This window comes from uncultured Ilumatobacter sp. (assembly GCF_963980585.1).
GTDB lineage: Bacteria > Actinomycetota > Acidimicrobiia > Acidimicrobiales > Ilumatobacteraceae > Ilumatobacter_A.
This window is the reverse complement of record NZ_CAXCAM010000004.1, coordinates 33,997-52,785: the sequence shown is the minus strand read 5'-3', so window position 1 is coordinate 52,785 and position 18,789 is coordinate 33,997. Positions and strand designations below refer to the sequence as shown.

The following is an 18,789-nucleotide window of genomic DNA, read 5'->3' as shown; positions in this document are numbered from 1 at the left end:
ATCCCCGCGCGCGCGAACGACCTGATGACGTTGTCCCGTGTGGGTGGGGGTGAAGATCATCACATCTGCTCCGGAGCGGTGATGCCGAGCAGGCCGAGTGAGTGTTCGAGCACTCGTGCCGTGAGGTCAGCGAGGGCCAGGCGACTTGTGCGCACCGGCTCATCCGACTTGAGGATCGGGCACTCCTGGTAAAACGACGAGAAGTCGGACGCCAGCTCGTACACGTACGTGCAGAGTTTGTGCGGGCTATACGAGTCGAGCGTGGTGTCGATCGCCGACGGATAGGCGAGCAGGCGCATCGCCAGCGCTCGCTCCTGCGGCTGGTCCAGGGTGATGTGTGCCGACCGCACCGATGCCCGGTCGATGCCGGCACGGCGGAAGATCGAACAGATCCGAGCATGCGCGTACTGCAGGTACGGGCCGGTGTTGCCCTCGAAGGCGAGCATCCGATCCCAGTCGAACACGTAGTCCTTGATGCGTTCGGTGGACAGGTCGGCGTACTTCAAGGCTCCGATACCGACCATGTTGGCCACGACGAGCCGCTCCTCGGGCACGATGTCGGGGTTCTTCTCAGCGATCGCGGCTGCGGCGCGCTCGACCGCCTCATCGAGCAGGTCGGCGAGCTTGACCGAGTCGCCGGCCCGGCTGCGCATCATCTTTCGGTCCTCGCCCAACACATTGCCGAACCCGACGTGCACCGCTTCGGTCGGCTCCGTCAACCAGCCAGCCATTCGACACACCTCGAACACCATCTGCAAGTGCTGTGCCTGCGGTGTTCCGATGACATACAACATCAGATCGGCGTCGAGCCGCTCGACACGATCGACCACACACGCCAGGTCGCTGGTCGCATACATGAACGCACCGGTCTGCGACTTCGCAATCATCGGAAGTGGGTCGCCATCGCGGTTCTTGAAGCCCGGTGGGTACACCACCATCGCACCGGCGTCTTCGTGCAGCAAGCCGGCGGTCTCGAGTCGTCCGTACACACCTTCCATCAGTGGCTGGTAACGACTCTCCCCCGCCAGATCGTCGTCGGTGAGGAGGACATCAAGCTTGGTGTACACCCGGTTGAAGTAGGCGTTGGACATCTCGACAAGGCGACGCCACAGCACCAGCGTTGCTTCGTCGCCCCCTTGCAGCAGCACCACCCTGGCCCGGGCGCGCTCCTGAAATTCTTCAGAGTCCTTGAACTTCGCATTGGCCTCTTTGTAGAAGCCATCGAGATCGCCCTGCGACAACCCGTCGCTCGCCACGTCCTCGCCGAGGTCAAGCAGGTGTTCGATGAGCATGCCGAACGGCCGGCCCCAGTCGCCGATGTGGTTCTCGCGGATCACTGTGTGCCCGAGAAACTCGTGGAGCCGAACGAGCGAGTCACCGATCACGGTCGAACGCAAGTGGCCGACGTGCATCTCCTTCGCGACGTTCGGCGCCGAGTAGTCGACGACCACGATCTTCGAGTCGGAGGCAGGCTCGACGCCAAGCCGGCCGTCGCCGACCACTGCTGCGAGCTGTGACTCGAGAAAGGACGACGAGAAGGTGACATTGATGAAGCCCGGACCTGCCACCTCGAGGTCGGTGGCGACATCGGTCAGGACGCCCGAGTCGACGACCTGTTGCGCCAGATCACGCGGGTTCGCCCCCAACCGCTTCGCCAACGCGAGCGCGCCGTTGATTTGGGCGTCGGCTCGGTCAGACGGTCGCACGGTTGGATCAGCAGGTGCACCGCCATTGAGATCGGCGAACAACGGTGCAAGCAGCGTCGAGAGTGAGGCGAGTGGATCGGACATGCGCCGTCCATTGTGCCCGATGCAAGCCGCTCGTCCCCTGATCATTCGGCGCGGAATGCTCAGTCGACGGATCCCATCGCAGACTCGTGCTGGCTCTGCGATCCTTGACGGGCACTAGCCTCGTCGGTGATGAGTCGGTGTCCACGATGAGGTTCGGTCGCGGTTCCGCTCGGGATCCGGTCGACTTGGTTCGACTGCCCTCATCCCCGCGAGCACCGCTCGCCGCCATCGGACGGCGAATCGGATTTGCCCTCGGGCTCCTGGTCTTCATTGCGATGGTCGTCCTGATCGGCCGCAACGGCTACACCGATTCTGCAGGCGGCGAATTGGGCCTGATCGACGCGCTGTACTACGCGTCGGTCACCGTCACAACCACCGGCTACGGCGACATCAGCGCCGTCACACCCTCAACTCGCCTGGCGGCCCTACTCCTGATCACCCCCGCCCGCATCCTCTTCCTGATCCTCGTCGTCGGCACGACCGTCGAAGTGCTGACCGAGCGGTCACGCACGCTGCTGCAGACCCAACAATGGAGACGAACCGTGAACCATCACCACCTGATCTGCGGATACGGATCGACGGGACGCGCCGCCGCACGCGCGCTCGTCGCGCAAGGCGTCAAGATGATCGAGATTGCGGTGGTCGACATCGACGAGCAGGCGCTTGCGTTGGCCAGCCAGGACGGCTTCATCGCGATTACCGGCAACGCCTCCAAAGTGTCGGTGCTCAAGCAGGCCGCAATCGATCGCGTCGAGTCCGTGGTCGTCACCCCGAATCGAGATGACACCGCGGTGCTGATCACGCTGACCGCGCGCGAACTCAACCCGAACGCGCGGATCGTCGCCACGGTGCGCGATCGCGAGAACCTCCACCTGCTCCGTCAGAGCGGCGCCGACTCAGCCATCGACCAGGCTGCAGCCGTTGGGCGCCTGGTTGGTATCGCAACACGGACTCCCCAGGCGCTCGATGTGATCGACGACCTGCTGGAGGCTGGCGCCGATCTGGAAATCGTCGAGGTTGCTCCGATTGTGATCGACGGTGTCCATGTCGCTCCCGCCCACGTACGTGTGCTCGAAGTGGTTCGAGATGGACGACGGCTTGCATTCGACAATCCGAAGATCGGTGCGCTCCGCCCTGACGACCGGCTCATGGCGGTGAGTTCCGCCACGTCGTGACCGGTCGAAAAGGCAGGCGATTCCGCTGGAGCGACGAGCAATGCCCGGTAGCTTGCCCGAGTAACTTGAACACCCCGCCCTCGTAGCTCAGGGGATAGAGCACTGGTTTCCGGAACCAGGTGTCGTAGGTTCGAATCCTACCGAGGGCGCAATTTCGTCGCCTCAGTCCGGGCCTCGCCTGGCCGATTGAATGCTGTCGGCCGAGCTCGCGAGCACTGCTCTTTAGCGGTCGGCGACGATCTCGGCCAGCAGCGCATCGAGGAGGCCGGATGCCCCGAAGCGGAAGGTCGACGGCGTCGCCCACTCCGGTCCCATCATCTCCGCCGCCAGGTCGAGGTACGCGACGGCGTCGTCGTAGGTCCGGATACCGCCAGATGGCTTGAGGCCAACGGTGCGATCGGTGGCAGCGATCACCTCGAGCATGATTCGGGCAGCACCGAGGGTCGCGCTGACATCGGTCTTGCCGGTCGAGGTCTTGATGAAGTCGGCACCGAGACCGACCGCTAGCTCGGCTGCACCGCGGATCGCCTCGTCGTCGAGTTCGCCGGTCTCGAGAATGACCTTGAGTACGCCGGGCGGGGCAATGATGTCGCCGACCGCCTCGATCAGGCTCGCCGTCGGTTTGACGTCGCCATTGCGGAACATTTTGTACGGCAGTACGACATCGATTTCCGTCGCTCCGTCCGACAGCGCTGTCAAGGTCTGATCGAGCACAACGCCGGTCTGTTGATTGCCCTTGGGGAAATTGACGACCGTCGCAATGCCCACATCGGAACCGTCGAGCAACTCCACGCAACGCGCGACGTATTCGGGCCACACGCACACTGCCGCTGTGCCATATTCCGCGGCGCGGGCGCACAACGCATCAATGCCATCGGGGGCATGGTCGTCGGACAAGTCGGTCAGGTCGATCAACGAGATCGCATGACGGGCAGTCGCAGCAGAAGCGTTCATGAGAACGCCATCGTCGCGCAGACTTGCCGTCCACGTCATCTCAGCTTTGTGTAAGCGCTTACACTAGAGCGACGCCAGGGAGCGGGACATGGGGACCACGAACGACACAACGCGCAACAAGCGCCCAACGATTCAAGACGTTGCCTCCGAAGCAGGCGTCTCGGTCGCGACCGTCAGCCGAGCGATGCGCGCGCTTCCCAACGTGGCAATCGCAACGCGCCACCATGTCGTTGCCGTGGCAGAACGCCTGGGCTATTCGGCCGATCCGGCTGCATCCCGGCTGGCCGCTGGAACGACGAGGACCGTCACGATGGTCATCCCCAATCTCAGCGGCTGGTACTTCTCCACCGTGGTGGCCGGAGCCGAGACAGTGTGCGCTGAAGCCGGATACGACGTCCTCATTGTCGGCGTCGGCAGCCAGAAGGATCTCAGCCGCATCCTGAGCGAGCAGTACCTCCTTGAGCGACGCACCGATGGCCTCGTGGTCATCGACGTCGTCGTCACCCCCGACCAGGCCACGTCGATCACGCAACGCGGCGTCGCGTTGGCCAGTATCGGAAACCGAACGGCCGGCCATCCGAGCGTGCAGATCGACAATGAGATGGTGGGGCGACTTGCCGCCGACCATCTCATCGGGCTCGGCCACGAACGCTTCGGGATCATCGGTGCGCAGAACGACAACCCGTTGAGTTCCGATGTGCCTTCGCTCCGCCACTGCGGCTTCGTCGGCGCGCTCGCCAGTCACGGCTTGGCATTCGATGACGACCTCCTCGAGCGCGGCAATTTCGGTGTCGACGGCGGGCAGGAGGCAATGGCCGCGCTGCTCAATCGCCATGAGCCGCCGACCGCGGTGTTTTCGATGTCAGACGAAATGGCCTTTGGGGCAATCATGGAACTCAACCACCATGGACTGGTGCCCGGTCGAGACGTATCAATCATCGGCGTCGATGACCACGAGTTCGCACGCGTCGTTGACCTCACTACCATTCGCCAATCGGTCGCGAGTCACGGCGCGGAGGCAGCAAGGTTGCTGATCGACGCGATGCAACAAGATGAGCACCAGATCATCACCTTCGACGCCGCGAGCCCGATACCGGAAGATGCTCACGAGATCGTGGCACCAGTCGAGCTCGTCGTTCGGGGATCCACGGGACGCACCGGTCAGATCTGAGTCGGAAATTTGCGCTGGGAGACTTGACTGCCGAGCCCAATTATGTAAGCGTTTTCATTGTCGCGGCTTTCGCGACGTTCCACAAACCTTCAGGGGGAGGCCCTATGAACAAGCGCTGGCTCAAGCTGGCAGCTGTCCCGATTACACTTTCGTTCGTTGCCGCAGCATGCGGTAGCGATGACGATGGTGACGCGGGCAGCAGCGAAGACACAACCGCAGCCACCGAGGCTCCGGCCGAAGGCAAGACCGAGATCACTGTCACCGGACCCGAGCGAGACGAGAGCGAAGTCGGTGGAATCCAGGCCGGCCTTGACGTCTGGGGCGCCGAAAACGGCGTCGAAGTCACCTACATCGGCGACGCCGACTGGGAAGCCAACGTCAACACCCAGGTCGAGGGTGGCAACCCGCCCGACATTTCGTTCTTCCCGCAGCCCGGCAAGCTTGCCGGCTTCGCCCGCGATGGCGTGCTGAAGCCGCTCAATGACGATGCAGCCGCCGCCACTGCAGCCAACTGGCCCGACGCATGGAATGCCTTCGGCAACGTCGACGGAGTCCAGTACGGCGTGCCCGGCTCAGCCAACCTGAAGTCTCTCGTCTGGTACCAGCCCGACAAGTTTGAGGAAGCTGGCTACACCGTGCCCACCACGTTCGATGAGTTCACGGCACTGGTCGATCAGATCACCGCTGACGGCGGACCCAAGGCACTCTGCGTCGGCATTGAGTCCGGCCAGGCCACCGGCTGGACCTATACCGACTGGGTTGAGGACATGGTCCTTCGCCAGCACGGCCCGGACGTCTACGACCAGTGGGTTGACCACGAGATCCCATTCAACGATCCCCGCATTGTTGACTCGATGGACACCGTCCTCGGAATCTTCGCTGAAGAGAACGTCTTTGCGAACAGTGGCACCATTGCTGCGACCGCATTCCAGGACAACGGTCAGCCGCTGGTCGATGGCGACTGCTTCATGCACCGCCAGGCGTCGTTCTATACAGCTTTCATTCCCGAAGGTACCGCCTTCGCTGATGGCACCCCTGGGGCAGTCGACGTGTTCTACTTCCCGGACATCAACGGCGACGCTCCGGTGCTGGGTGCAGGAATCCTGGGAGCTGCCTTCAACGAGGATCCGAATGTGCATTCCTTGTTGGCCTGGATCTCGACGCCTGAATACGCCGAGGCCCGTCAGGTAAAGCAGCAGGAACTGAAGGGTGGCGGTCTCGCTCTCTCCGGATTCCTGTCAGCAGCCAATGGACAGGACCTCAGCCTGTACCAGCCGCTCGAGAAGTCGTTCCTCGACATTCTCGCCAGCGCAGCCATTGTCCGCTTCGATGCCTCTGACCTGATGCCCGCCGAAGTCGGCGCCGGCACGTTCTGGACAGAAGGCACCGCTGCGGTTAACGGTGACAAGACAGCACAGGAAGCCGCTGACGCCATCGAAGCGTCATGGCCGAGCTGATCTGCAACTGCAGACAAAATAACTACACATCAACTTGATGTGACACCATGAGCGGGACGCTGACAGCGATGTCAGCGTCCCGTTCTGGTTACCGGGGAAGACAACACATGACATCATCATCTGATGACGGCGTCAGATTAGGGGAACTGCGTGACAACGCTCGAAGCAACCGACTCGGAGACGCCGACAGCGCCAGCAGGTGACAGCGCTGTCGCTCAAGATCCCAATGAACTCAGCCCGGCGCGAATACTCGCCGGCCGGATTGCCATGGGCATTATTGCCGTCTCGCTCGCCTACGGCTTCATCTTCGTCCCCAAGATTCGCAGCACCATCATCCTTGCCGTTGCCGCCGTCGCGATCACCGGCGGCCTCTGGATTGGGGCCAACCTCCTCTTCGATCAGGCAACCAAGCGGTGGGCTGCATTCAACGCCGCGCGTTTCGGACTCACCGCCTTCGCAATCACCGGCATCATCTCTGGCAACCGTCTCACCAACGACGGAGGCAATGGCGAATTCTTCAGCGATCTGGTGAACTGGATCTGGTTGCCATTGGTCATCGGCGGCATCATTGCCGCGGTTGGTTTCTTCCTTAGCGGGCTCACCGAAAGGACTCCGCGCATCGCCCTTGGCACGCTCGGTTTCGGGACAGCGGGCGCAATCATCGGCGCGCTTCTCCAGGAATCGGTTCGGCCCGAAACCGACATCGTCGTCACGCTGATCTGGACGGCGGCCTTCGCCGCCCTTGGCGCAGGCATTTCAGTACTCCGGCAACATCCACCGCTCGGCGGTGCCATGAACGGCGGAGCAATCGGCTGGCTCATCGGCAGCTTCGGTGCAGTCGACCTCGGAACGGGCAGCGTCGGTTGGGCCGTCGTCGCTTCGGTTCTTCCTGCCGCGGTCATCGGTGCTCGCATCGGCATGACGGCTCCAGCGACGGCGGCCGACCGCAACGAGGTCGATCGGCGTGCCCGGCCGATCATCTTCATCGGGCCAGCCGTGTTGTTCCTGACCACAATGCTCGTCATTCCCGCCATCCGGACGCTGTACTTGTCGTTCTTCGACCGCGACAGCGAAGACCTCGTGTGGTTCGAGAACTACATCGAGACGTTCACCGACACGACGTCACTTGATCTGTCGGGATTCTGGGACGCCTTCTTCAACTGGCCGATGCGCATCGGCCTCATCCTGGTCGTCATCTTCATTTCGGTTGGCAAGAAGATGAAAGATCGCACCGGCAAATGGGTCGAGCTGGGCAGCCCGAGCCTCGGACCGCTTGTGCTCGGCGGGATGTTCTTGGCATTCGCATTCTTCACGACCAGTCGCGGCACGATCGTCAACAACCTCTGGTGGGTTCTCGTCGTCACCCTCGTCTCAACGAGCCTCGGACTGGCAGTTGCTGTGCTGGCCGACGGTGCCAAGTTCGAAAAGGCCGCTAAGTCACTGATCTTCATGCCGATGGCCATCTCGCTCGTCGGCGCATCGGTCATCTGGCGATTCATGTACGTCGCCCGCGATTCGTCGAAGGAGCAGACCGGCGTCCTCAACGCACTCTGGGTCGGGCTCGGGCGACTGAGCACGGGCCGGGGTGTCGCGGCGACGCTGCTGATTTTCATTCTTGGGCTCACCGCCCTGGCGATGGTCTTAACTGCCATCACGAAGAAGCAGTGGGCACGGGCGCTCGCCATCGTCGTTCTTGCACCGTTTGCCCTGTGGGGTGCCGCCTGGGCCTGGGCGCAGCTCGGCGGCAATGCACAGCGAATTATCGTTGGTTTCTTCGTCTCACTGTGTTTCGCAGCCTTGTTGACCGCCGTCGTTAAGGCCGTCCAGCGCAAGGAGTACGGCGCCGCCGCGGTTCCGACCATCGCCAGCCTGCTCCTCGGCTGGTTCCTGGTCCGCTACTGGGGCATCATCGGAGGTGGCGTCGGCGGCTTCGAGACGAACCCCGCAGGCAACGTCGTCGGCAGCCCGATCAACTTCATTCAGGAATCGCCCTACAACAACATCTTCCTGATGGTCGTGTTGATCTGGATCCAGACGGGCTTCGCCATGGTGATTCTGTCCGCAGCAATCCAGGCCGTTCCTGACGATGTGCTCGAAGCAGCACGCGTTGATGGAGCAACGACATCACAGGTGTTCTGGAGGGTCACACTCCCGCAGATTGCCCCGACCATCGGCGTCGTCGTGACAACGATCATCGTGCTCGTGATGAAGGTCTTCGACGTCGTGAAAGTGATGACAAATTCAAACTTCGGTACCCAGGTGTTGGCCAACGACATGTTCAACCAGGCCTTCAACGCTGCAAATACGGGTCGAGGGGCCGCGCTGGCAATGCTGATCTTCATCTCAGTGATGCCCGTCATGGTCCTCAACATCCGCCGCATGCAGAGGGAGGACTGACATGTCCGAAATCAAGCTCGCCGAAGACACGGCCGCCGAGTCGACGCTCCATAACGGAGGCGTCATCAGCCGCTTCATGGATGGTTTCCGAGCCATCCCCAGAGTCGTGCTGTGGTTCATCGTGGTGGTGTGGGCGACGCCCACTGTCGGTCTGCTCATCAGCGGTCTCCGAACCCGAGATGATCAACGTTCGAGTGGTTGGTGGACAGGACTCAACCCAACCGAGTGGACCTTTGAGAACTACGACACAGTCTTTGGCGCCTCGGCGTCAGGCTCACTCGGTGACTCACTGTTGAACTCGTTCGCCATCACGATTCCCGCCACGATCATTCCCATCGCTGTTGCCGCCTTCGCTGCGTACGGCTTCGCATGGATCGACTTCAGAGGCCGCAAGGGGCTGTTTATTGCAACGGTGTCACTGCTCGCGATTCCGCTGCAGGTGGCACTCATCCCGCTGCTCCAACTTTTCGTCGGTGGTGCCCACCTCACCCTGCCAATCATCGACAAAACGATCACGATCCTCCCAGACCTCGACTTGGTGAACACCACCACGGCGGTCTGGATTGCACACTGCGGCTTCGCGCTGCCGTTCGCCATCTTCTTGTTGCACAACTACATCTCCGGGCTCCCCAAGGATCTGTTCGAAGCCGCACGCATCGACGGCGCCGACCACTTCACCATCTTCTGGCGACTCGTGTTGCCGCTCTCGGTGCCCGTCCTAGCCGCATTCGCAATCTTCCAGTTCCTGTGGACGTGGAACGATTTCCTTATCGCAAACACGTTCGCCGGCACCAACCCGGACGCCCGCCCAACCACGATCCTCATCGCCAACCTGGCCGGGGACTTTGGACGGAACGAGCATCTGCTGCCCGCCGCCGGATTCGTGCAAGCGTTCTTCCCCTTGGTCGTATTCTTCGCACTGCAACGCTTCTTCGTCCGCGGACTCCTGGCCGGATCTGTCAAGGGGTAACGGCAAAGAGCACTTCTTTCCGAGGCCAAAACTTCTCGCGGCAAGAACGGGTGCAGAAGAGTACGTTCGACCCGCCTCGGGTGACTCCTCGGATGGGTAGGTTGGCCGTGTGACAACTCTGGTCGATTCTTCTCCTCGCTCGCTCGGATCGCTCGCCAACGTCGGACCGCTGTCTTTTGGGCTCTGGCGATACACGAACACCGATCTTGCCACTGCTCGGCGAGTCCTCGAAGCAGCGTTGGACGCTGGAATGAACCTCGTCGACAACGCGGACGTCTACGGCTTCGACTGGGGTGGCACAGGCTTCGGCCAGGTCGAGGAAATCCTCGGCTCCGTGCTCGCCGGGGCACCGGGGTTGCGCGACCGCATGGTGCTCGCGACCAAAGGCGGCATCCTGCCGCCACTCCCCTACGACTCGTCGCCTGCCTACCTCCGGACTGCATGTGAAGCGTCGCTCACGCGAATGGGTGTCGACGTGATCGATCTGTACCAGATCCATCGGCCTGACCTGTACGCCCACCCAGCAGATGTCGCTGCGACGCTCACCGAATTGCGCGTCGCTGGCAAGATCCGAGAGGTCGGAGTCTCCAACCACACCCCGGCCCAAGTCGCAGCGCTGCAAGCACACCTCGACTTCCCCATTGCGACCAACCAACCCGAGTTTTCCGCTCGCCGCCTGTACCCAATGCGCGATGGCACCTTCGACCAGTGCATGCAGCTCGGTATCACCCCCATGGCATGGAGCCCACTCGCTGGCGGGTCACTCGCCACCGGCGATGGTGTCGCTCCCGAGTTGCTCGCCGAACTCGATCGACTCGCTGAGCGCGAAGGAGTCGACCGCAGCCATATCGCGATGGCATTCGTGCTCGCGCACCCGTCGCGGCCGATCGCCATCGTCGGATCCCAGAACATCGATCGCATCACCGACACTGTCCGCGCGCTCGCCGTCCAAATCGACCGCAGCGACGTCTACGCCATCGTCCAAGCATCTGAAGGGGTCCCCCTGCCATGAGTTCGATCACCGATCCAACCATTCCCGAAATCTCCTGGTTCAGCGCTCTGTGCGACGACGACTACGAGTTCCTCGGCCAGCCCGACCCTGCACTCGCCAGCTCATGGATGCACTGCTCGAACATCGTGCAGACAGCGGATCGCAACGGCTTCGACAACGTGCTGCTGCCCTCTGGCTACACGCTCGGCATCGATTCGACGGCCTTTGCCGCCGGTATAGCCACACAGACCGACCAGATCAACCTGCTGCTGGCCGTTCGAATGGGCGAGATGCATCTCCCCCAGCTCGCCCGTCAGCTGGCCACCATCGATCAGATGGCTGGCGGCCGGCTCTGCATCAACATCATCAGCTCCGACATCCCGGGTGAAGCGCTTGACTCCGCACCGCGTTACCAGCGCACTCGGGAATGGATGCAGGTCCTGCGTCAATTGCTCAACGGTCAGGCTGTCGACTTTGACGGAGAGTTCGTCGATCTCGAACTTGACCCGCCACGGATCGTCGAGGGCGCCACGTCTCCCCCGTTCTACTTCGGCGGATTCTCTCCGGCGGCCAAGGACGTCGCAGCCGCCGAGTCGGACGTCTTCCTGACCTGGCCTGACACCGTTGCCGCAGTGGGCGACACGGTGAACGAAATGACGACGTTGGCCGCCGAGCGCTACAACCGCGAGCTCATCTACGGTCTTCGCGCCCACGTGATCGTGCGCGAATCCGAAGCCGAGGCGCGCGCCGCAGCCGAGCACCTGGTGTCGAAGCTCGACGCCGATACCGGCGATGCAATCCGCAACAAGTCGCTCGACGCCGCCTCATTCGGTGTGGCCCGTCAAGCAGCGCTCCGCGAAGGCGCCGCTGATGACGGCTTCGTCGAAGACAACCTGTGGACAGGCGTCGGCCGGGCCCGAAGCGGCGCCGGCGCAGCGATTGTCGGCAATCCGGATCAGGTAGCCGCCAAGCTGCAGGCATACCAAGGCGTAGGGATCGGCGCATTCATCCTGTCCGGGTACACCCATGCCGCCGAATGCGACTTGTTTGCCGAGCATGTGCTGCCGAAACTCGCGCACGCGCCGATCAAACCCCGATTTACGCACTGACCATCGCACCGTCCTGTCGACTGCAGGCGATCAAACAGAATTGCGCAGCGGTCCTCTTCCTCAACTCGGCGAGGCGAGCTTCAGGACCAAATAGCTTTGCGGGTCTCAGCGTCGAAGAAGTGGACGTTCTCTATAGCCACGGCAATGTCGATGTTCTCACCGATGCGGGCTCTCGAACGCGGATTGAAGCGTCCAACAGCATTCGCTGCGTTCCCGCTCGTCGACTCCTCGACAGCATCAGGGTCACCTGAATCAACGGTCTTGGCATCCAACCGGAAGTGCACCATGACCTCCGAACCGAGCGACTCAATCAGCGACACTTTGGATGTCAGGCGTCGGTTCTCAGGTGCGCCGTCAACCATCGCAGCATCTTCGAAGTCTTCCGGGCGGATACCGACGATGACCGGCTTGCCGTCGTATCCCTTGAGACCCGGCCGCGCTGCGAGTACGTGCTCGTCAAGACCGATCGTGTGCGAACCGAACGTGACGCTGCCGCCATCGCCAGAAATGTCGGCTCGCCCCTCGTAGAGGTTCATCGAGGGCGACCCGATGAACGCACCGACAAACACGTTGTCAGGGCGGTCATACAGATTCTGCGGCGTGTCGACCTGCTGGAGGTATCCGTCTTTGAGCACGGCGACCCGGTCGCCCATCGTCATCGCCTCAACTTGATCGTGGGTCACGTAGACCGTGGTAACTGCAAGCTCGCGCTGGAGCGCTGCGATCTCCGCGCGCATCTGAACCCGCAGTTTCGCGTCGAGGTTCGAGAGCGGCTCGTCCATCAGGAATGCTGCCGGCTGGCGAACGATGGCGCGACCCATTGCGACACGTTGGCGCTGGCCGCCCGACAGCAAGCCGGGCTTGCGGTCGAGGTACGAGTCGAGTTCGAGGATTGCCGACGCCTTGCGAACACGGACGTCGATCTCTTCCTTGGGAACCTTGGCCAGCTTGAGCGCGAACCCGATGTTGTCGTACACGCTCATGTGCGGATACAAGGCGTAGTTCTGGAAGACCATCGCGATATCGCGATCCTTCGGCTCGACATCGTTGACAACACGGTCGCCGATGCGGAGTTCGCCGCCCGAGATCGACTCAAGGCCGGCAACCATGCGCAACGCGGTGGACTTGCCACAACCCGACGGGCCAACGAGGACCAGGAACTCTTTGTCCTGAATGTCGAGACTCAAGTCATGAATGGCGTGATACCCGTTGTCATAGATCTTCTCGACGCCGTCGAGCGACACTGTTGCCATGATTCCTCCGATGTCCCCCTCGTGACCGCCTCCAAAAGTCGGACGGCACGAACATGTAAGCGTTTACAGAATAGGTCGGATGAGGGTCGCACGTCCAGAAGGCATCGAGACAAACCGCCTGCAACCTCGGCAATATCACTGAAGTTGACGGAGTCGTCGGCAACCCGGACTCGGGTCCCGTACTGCTCGGCTTGTTTTCAGCGGTAGCGTCGCTGCCCGTGAATCACGTGAAGAACCGCATGCAGGCTCTGGGTCTGCTGGACCGCTCGATCAAGGCCGCAACCGACGACGAAATCACATCGGGCATCGAGGCGTTGGACGATGATCACCGTGAGGGACTCGAGTCATTTGTCGAAGGTGAACTCGATGCCGACTCATTGCGTGCCGGAGTCAAGGCCGGTCGTATCGACGGCAGCATGGAAGCAATCGCGGCCATCCTGTCTGACGCTTGTCTCACCGATTGCATCGAGGGACTCGGCGAAAATGCCGACAACCCGTCGACTGATCAGCTCAAGGAAGTGCTGCCCGGACTCGTCGAACGCCACGGGCTCGCCGTCACGCGCATCATGCTCGCTGCCACTATTGCGGGCGAGGCTCCGGCATCGGCGATCATCCGTGACCTGCTGAAGAACGACGAAGTGCTTGCTCTGCCCAAGACCGAGGAGCCGCAGCTCGCTCCGGTGCTCGACACCGCCAAGCGCTCCGACGACGAGCAAGCGAAGCTGCGCGAACAGCGCAAGGCCGCGAAGGCCGCCAAGAAAGAAGCTGACCGCTCGCGCAAAGCCCAGTCCACCGCCGCTCGCCGCAAGTAGTTCCGGTTCTTACTGCTGAGGCAGGATCTGGATCACGTCACGCGAAGCCGACAATGGGGTGTGGGACGTACGGATCTTCGAGGGTCTTGACTTCGTCGTCGGTCAGTTCAAGTTCGACGGCTGCCACCGCGTCATCGATGTGATGCGGCTTGGTTGCTCCGATGATCGGCGAGGTAACCGCCGGGTTGCGCAACACCCACGCCAGCGCCACCTGTGCCCGAGGAACGCCGCGTCCCTCAGCAACCGCCGCGACCGCATCGGCAACGGCGCGATCGGATTCCTCCATGCCGTAGAGGTACCGGCCGAACTCATCGCTCTCGGTGCGGTTTGTCGATTCATCCCATGCCCGGGTCAACTTGCCACGAGCCATCGGGCTCCACGGGATCACGGCGATGTTCATGTCCACACAGAGCGGGAGCATCTCACGTTCCTCTTCGCGGTTGATGAGGTTGTAGTGCGGCTGCATGCTGACGAACCGCGTCCAACCATTCGCATCGGCCACGTACTGCGCCTTGCTGAACTGCCAGGCATACATCGATGAGGCACCGATGTGGAGCACCTTGCCCATCTTGATCAGATCGTGCAGCGCCTCCATCGTTTCCTCGATCGGCGTGCGGTGGTCCCATCGGTGGATCTGATACAGGTCGATGTAGTCGGTTCCGAGTCGCCGCAGGCTCTCATCGACTTCGTGCATGATCGCCTTGCGCGACAGACCCTCTCCAAAACGTCCTTCACGCATTCGTCCGCGGACCTTGGTCGCGATGATGACGTCCTCGCGGTTCGTCATGTCCGCCAACGCTCGGCCGATGATCTCTTCGCTCGAGCCAAGTGAGTAAACGTTGGCAGTGTCGAAGCAGTTGATACCTGCCTCGAGCGCTTGCTCGATGAACGGTCGGCTGGTGGCCTCGTCCATGCTCCAGGCATGCGTGCCCTTCCCCGATTCGCCGTAACTCATGCAGCCCAGCGTGATCGCGGAGATCGACAGTCCAGTGTTTCCGAAGGGGACGTACTTCATCTCGCCACCCTGCCACACCCCTCCCCCGAAAAATGAAGGGAGGTGCCCGCTCAGCGACGTTGATCCCACACAGAACGAAGACCCCGTCGCACCTCAACCGAAATGTGCAGCAAAATCGTCGCTCAGCGACGCTGAACCAACATTTTTCGTGGTGAGTTTCGTGGTGAGGCCGGCTGACTAGAGGTTGAGGGTGTGGCCGGCGACGCGGCGCTCGTGGGTGAGGAGCCAGTCTTTGGTGTCGATGCCTCCGGCGAACCCGGTGAGTGATCCGTTCGATCCGACGACGCGATGGCAGGGCACGATGATCGAAATGGGGTTGCGCCCGTTCGCAGCACCGACGGCACGCGCCTTGCGCTTGTCACCCATCTGTTCGGCCTGCTCGCCATAGCTCACTGTCGTGCCGAACGGAATCGTCCGCAACGCGGTCCACGCCGACTGCTGGAACTCAGTTCCGGTCGGATCAAGCGGGAGGTCGAAGTCTTGACGATGCCCGTCGAAGTACTCGCCGAGCTGCGTCACGGCACTCGACAGCACGGGATGATTTTCACGGGGTTCCACGTCGCCGAGCGGCACTCGCTTCGGGTTGTCGGTCGGCCAGAGCACAGCGCGGATGCCTGCATCCGACGCGATGATCGTGAGCTGCCCAACGGGGCTACTCATCGTGGTTGAGGCAAGGGTGGTCGCCGTCATGACACTTCCGTTCTCGTCGTTGCGGTTGATGGTTGGCCAAGTGTTGAGCTGGCAGCAGAGCGTGCAGCCGAATCGAGTGTTCCGAGGCTCGCCCACAGGTGATGCAGGGCATATGAGCGCCACGGCGCCCACCGCACGGCGTCGGCGGGTTCAAGGCCGAGTGCTCGCAGTGCATTCACTGCGACCAAGTCGGTGCCGAGGAACACGTCGGGATGACCGAGTCCACGCATCACCACGTAGTCGGCAGTCCACGGGCCGATGCCCTTCAGTTCGAGCAGCCGCGCACGAGTCTCGACATGGTCGACACCGGCGTCGAGGACGAGCGCACCGTCCGCAGCCGCAGCGGCAACTCGTCGCACGGTGTCACGACGGGCCGTCGGCATCGCGAAGAATTCATCAGGAGCATCGGCGAGTTGCTCGACGGTCGGAAAAGCATGCGTCAGCGCGGTTGCGCCAGCCAGATCCGCGTCGATTGGCGCTCCCAGTGCAGCGACGAGTCGACCTGTCACGGTGCGCGCGCCAGCAAGCGACACCTGCTGCCCCACGATGGCCCGGAGAGTCGTCTGGAACGGATCGGCGCTCGCCGAAGCGCGCCGTCCAGGCATCGCGTGGACCAATCGTCCGAGCGCTGGTTCGATCCTCAGCGCTTCGTCGATCGCAATCGGATCGGCATCGAGATCGAGGAGACGCCGGAGTCGTTGCACGGCACTCGACAGATCAGCCCAGTTGACGAGTCGCACTCGGGCCTCGATGTGATCGTCATGTGCGCGCAGCGAAGCGGTGCCGTGACCGTGCGGAAGCGTGAGCACCAACGCGAAGCACTCGCCGTCCCACGACTCGAGGCCGGGAATCGCGTGCGCTCCGAGGAACGCCAGCAGCTCAGCACCCGCAAACGGTTGCCGCGCAGGGAGGCGAAGGACCACTTCTCCTCCTGGCCCAGCGCCCGCGACACTTCCGCGCTTCGCTCGAAGATCCGTCGGCGACGATGCGAAGACTTCACGCACCGTGTCGTTGAATTGACGCACGCTGCCGAATCCAGCGGCAAAAGCGATGTCGATGAACGACATCGATGTGGTCTCGATGAGCAACCGCGCCGTGTGCGCGCGGTGAGCTCGGGCGATGGCGAGCGGTCCCGCTCCCAGCTCGTCGGTCATCACTCGATTGAGGTGCCGCTCGCTGTAGCCGAGTTGCCGGGCCAGGCCGGGAACGCCGTCACGTTCGATGGCGCCGTCAGCAATCATCCGCATTGCTCGGCCGACGACGTCTTGTCGCAGATTCCATTCCGGCGACCCAGGCGACGCGTCGGGGCGGCATCGTTTGCACGCCCGAAATCCGCGTTGCTGCGCTGCTGCAGGTGTGTGGTGGAACTCGACGTTGGTCTGCTTCGGGGTCATTGCGGGGCAGCTCGGCCTGCAGTAGATCCCCGTGGTCCTCACCGCCGTGACAAACACTCCGTCGAACCTGCGGTCACCGCTGCGAACGATGCCGTAGCAGTGGTCGTGGTCGAGCGGTGGCATGGCTCCATCATGGCGGAGCATCGACGGCATCACCAGCGGAAATCAGCCACCGCGATAGGCGTCTGATTTCCGCTGCCCTAGGCGGGCACGATCGCCGGCCTCGGTTCGGCTGGTGCGACCTTGACCCGCAACAGCCAGAGCCCAATCAGGCAGAACGCCACTCCGCCGAAGAAGCCGTACTGCTTGCCGACGAGCTGCGCGAGGACACCGATGGCGAGTCCCGCGCCGGCCGAACCGATCTCGAAGAACATCGTGAACGAACTGATCGCGGAGGCCCGCTCAGCGTCGCTCGCGTTGTTGACGGTGAGCGCCATCAATGACGGGTAGTTGAACGCAGCGCCAAGTCCGATCAGCACCGCTCCTGTCCAGAGGCCGGGCACGCTGGGGAAGAGCGCGAATACGGCCAGACCGGCCGCCATCGCACTCAGGGCAATCGACACCGAGCGACGCGGCCCAAGACGCTCCGGCAGCTTTGCTCCGAACAGGCGGATGACAAGTGAGACGAGCGCATAGGCAAGGAACAGGCCGCCCGAACTGGTGAATCCATGATCCCGGGCGTAGTCGGGGATGAACAGGAAGAACGTGGTGAGCCCGCCGATGCCAAACGCAAGAACGGTCCCCGGCAGGATCGCCGCTGGGTGGACGAAACTGAAGACCCCGCTCTCCGCAAGAGCCTTCATCGGCGGGGCGCCGCGACGCGTCGAATCAACGGCTGTCGCTTCGTTGTCATCAGGTGACTCGACACGGGCGGGAGCGAAGACAGCAATCGCTGCCGAGATAATCGCGAAGGAACCGGCAGCGATGAAGGTGCGCTCGAAGTTGACGTCATCGAGGAGCCACTCGCTGAAGACTGGGCCCATTCCGAGACCGCTAAACACCGCCACGGAGAAGTAGCTCGCTCCCTCGGCTCGACGCTCACGCGGCGAAAGATCAGCGATGAGTGTGGCGGCGCCCACGAACACTGCCGCCTCGCCCACTCCAGTGAGCACTCGCAGGAACATGAGCACGCTCAGAGAGTCGGTCTGACTCATCAGCATGCCGCCAGTCGCCGCGGTCAACGCTCCTCCGATGATGATCGATCGCCGGCCGTAGCGATCTGCCAACCGACCGAGCACCGGCCGAGCGAAGATCGCTGCAGTCGCGAAGACCGCCGCATTCAAACCGAGCGCAAACTCACCGCCCTTGAGAGGACCCTCGATAAACAGCGGAACGAGCGGCACCAGGGTGCCGATGTACATGAAGAAGGCGAACGCACTCAGCGTCACGATGACAAACGGGCGCGTGACCAGCCGCTCTTCTTCAACCGGCCCAGCCGAGTCGAGATCGCGAGGGCCTCGCCCGGTCACTGCCATCTCCCAATCATGCCGACCGGGCGTTGGAACGTGCGGACCCGCCCAGCTGCCTGGCCGGAAGTCACAAAGAACTGCCGGTCCCAACGACGGCACGATCCACTTTCACTCCGAGGCAAAACAGACGAGGCAAATCAGA

General features: G+C 62.5%; 15 protein-coding genes and 1 tRNA gene. 9 read left to right on the top strand and 7 right to left on the bottom strand.

Annotated elements, in window-relative coordinates; genetic code table 11:
- Positions 1–59: 59 nt before the first annotated feature.
- Positions 60–1,790 carry an arginine--tRNA ligase gene (gene argS, locus ACH2DW_RS02350; protein WP_394928103.1) on the bottom strand — a complete coding sequence of 577 codons (1,731 nt, stop codon included), beginning with the start codon at positions 1,788–1,790 and terminating at the stop codon, positions 60–62.
- 146 nt (positions 1,791–1,936) lie between these two features.
- Here argS and ACH2DW_RS02345 point away from each other — a divergent pair, with 146 nt between their 5' ends.
- Together ACH2DW_RS02345 and ACH2DW_RS02340 are read left to right on the top strand one after the other, a co-directional pair.
- A complete protein-coding gene (locus tag ACH2DW_RS02345) occupies positions 1,937–2,965 on the top strand; it encodes a potassium channel family protein (RefSeq protein ID WP_394928168.1) in 1,029 nt (342 codons plus the stop codon).
- Positions 2,966–3,041: 76 nt separating this feature from the next.
- Positions 3,042–3,114, top strand: a tRNA-Arg gene (locus ACH2DW_RS02340).
- Positions 3,115–3,187: 73 nt separating this feature from the next.
- On the opposite strand, the gene deoC is transcribed toward ACH2DW_RS02340, so the two are convergent.
- Positions 3,188–3,919 carry a deoxyribose-phosphate aldolase gene (gene deoC, locus ACH2DW_RS02335; RefSeq protein WP_394928102.1) on the bottom strand — a complete coding sequence of 244 codons (732 nt, stop codon included), beginning with the start codon at positions 3,917–3,919 and terminating at the stop codon, positions 3,188–3,190.
- Positions 3,920–4,007: 88 nt separating this feature from the next.
- On the opposite strand from deoC, the gene ACH2DW_RS02330 reads away from it, so the two are divergent.
- The 6 genes from ACH2DW_RS02330 (at position 4,008) to ACH2DW_RS02305 (ending at position 12,014) form a co-directional block, all read left to right on the top strand.
- On the top strand, positions 4,008–5,090 hold the full coding sequence (locus ACH2DW_RS02330) for a LacI family DNA-binding transcriptional regulator (protein WP_394928101.1): 1,083 nt from the start codon (positions 4,008–4,010) through the stop codon (positions 5,088–5,090).
- 104 nt (positions 5,091–5,194) lie between these two features.
- Positions 5,195–6,547: an ABC transporter substrate-binding protein gene (locus ACH2DW_RS02325; RefSeq protein WP_394928100.1), complete on the top strand. Its 1,353-nt coding sequence runs from the start codon at positions 5,195–5,197 to the stop codon at positions 6,545–6,547.
- Between the two features lie 150 nt (positions 6,548–6,697).
- Positions 6,698–8,944 carry a carbohydrate ABC transporter permease gene (locus tag ACH2DW_RS02320; RefSeq protein ID WP_394928099.1) on the top strand — a complete coding sequence of 749 codons (2,247 nt, stop codon included), beginning with the start codon at positions 6,698–6,700 and terminating at the stop codon, positions 8,942–8,944.
- A 1-nt stretch (position 8,945) separates the two neighbouring features.
- Entirely contained in the window at positions 8,946–9,914 is a 969-nt protein-coding gene (locus tag ACH2DW_RS02315; protein ID WP_394928098.1) for a carbohydrate ABC transporter permease, read from the top strand.
- Between the two features lie 109 nt (positions 9,915–10,023).
- Positions 10,024–10,926 (top strand): aldo/keto reductase family oxidoreductase, encoded by a 903-nt coding sequence (locus ACH2DW_RS02310; protein ID WP_394928097.1) that lies wholly within the window; start codon positions 10,024–10,026, stop codon positions 10,924–10,926.
- On the top strand, positions 10,923–12,014 hold the full coding sequence (locus ACH2DW_RS02305; RefSeq protein WP_394928096.1) for an LLM class flavin-dependent oxidoreductase: 1,092 nt from the start codon (positions 10,923–10,925) through the stop codon (positions 12,012–12,014). The genes ACH2DW_RS02310 and ACH2DW_RS02305 overlap by 4 nt, the downstream gene beginning before the upstream one ends.
- An 80-nt stretch (positions 12,015–12,094) precedes the next feature.
- Here the strand turns inward: ACH2DW_RS02305 and ACH2DW_RS02300 are convergent, their stop codons facing one another.
- On the bottom strand, positions 12,095–13,267 hold the full coding sequence (locus tag ACH2DW_RS02300) for an ABC transporter ATP-binding protein (RefSeq protein ID WP_394928095.1): 1,173 nt from the start codon (positions 13,265–13,267) through the stop codon (positions 12,095–12,097).
- 218 nt (positions 13,268–13,485) lie between these two features.
- Here ACH2DW_RS02300 and ACH2DW_RS02295 point away from each other — a divergent pair, with 218 nt between their 5' ends.
- Complete coding sequence (locus tag ACH2DW_RS02295) at positions 13,486–14,079, top strand: hypothetical protein (protein ID WP_394928094.1); 594 nt, start codon at positions 13,486–13,488, stop codon at positions 14,077–14,079.
- 37 nt (positions 14,080–14,116) lie between these two features.
- Here ACH2DW_RS02295 and ACH2DW_RS02290 read toward each other — a convergent pair whose 3' ends face one another.
- From ACH2DW_RS02290 to ACH2DW_RS02275, 4 genes are all read right to left on the bottom strand, one after another.
- Positions 14,117–15,094 (bottom strand): aldo/keto reductase, encoded by a 978-nt coding sequence (locus ACH2DW_RS02290; RefSeq protein WP_394928093.1) that lies wholly within the window; start codon positions 15,092–15,094, stop codon positions 14,117–14,119.
- A 177-nt stretch (positions 15,095–15,271) separates the two neighbouring features.
- Positions 15,272–15,784, bottom strand: a complete 513-nt coding sequence (locus tag ACH2DW_RS02285; RefSeq protein WP_394928092.1) for a methylated-DNA--[protein]-cysteine S-methyltransferase — start codon at positions 15,782–15,784, stop codon at positions 15,272–15,274.
- Positions 15,781–17,301 (bottom strand): Ada metal-binding domain-containing protein, encoded by a 1,521-nt coding sequence (locus ACH2DW_RS02280; protein ID WP_394928091.1) that lies wholly within the window; start codon positions 17,299–17,301, stop codon positions 15,781–15,783. Before ACH2DW_RS02280 ends, ACH2DW_RS02285 begins: the two co-directional genes overlap by 4 nt.
- Before the next feature lie 77 nt (positions 17,302–17,378).
- Complete coding sequence (locus ACH2DW_RS02275) at positions 17,379–18,653, bottom strand: MFS transporter (protein WP_394928090.1); 1,275 nt, start codon at positions 18,651–18,653, stop codon at positions 17,379–17,381.
- Positions 18,654–18,789: the final 136 nt, after the last annotated feature.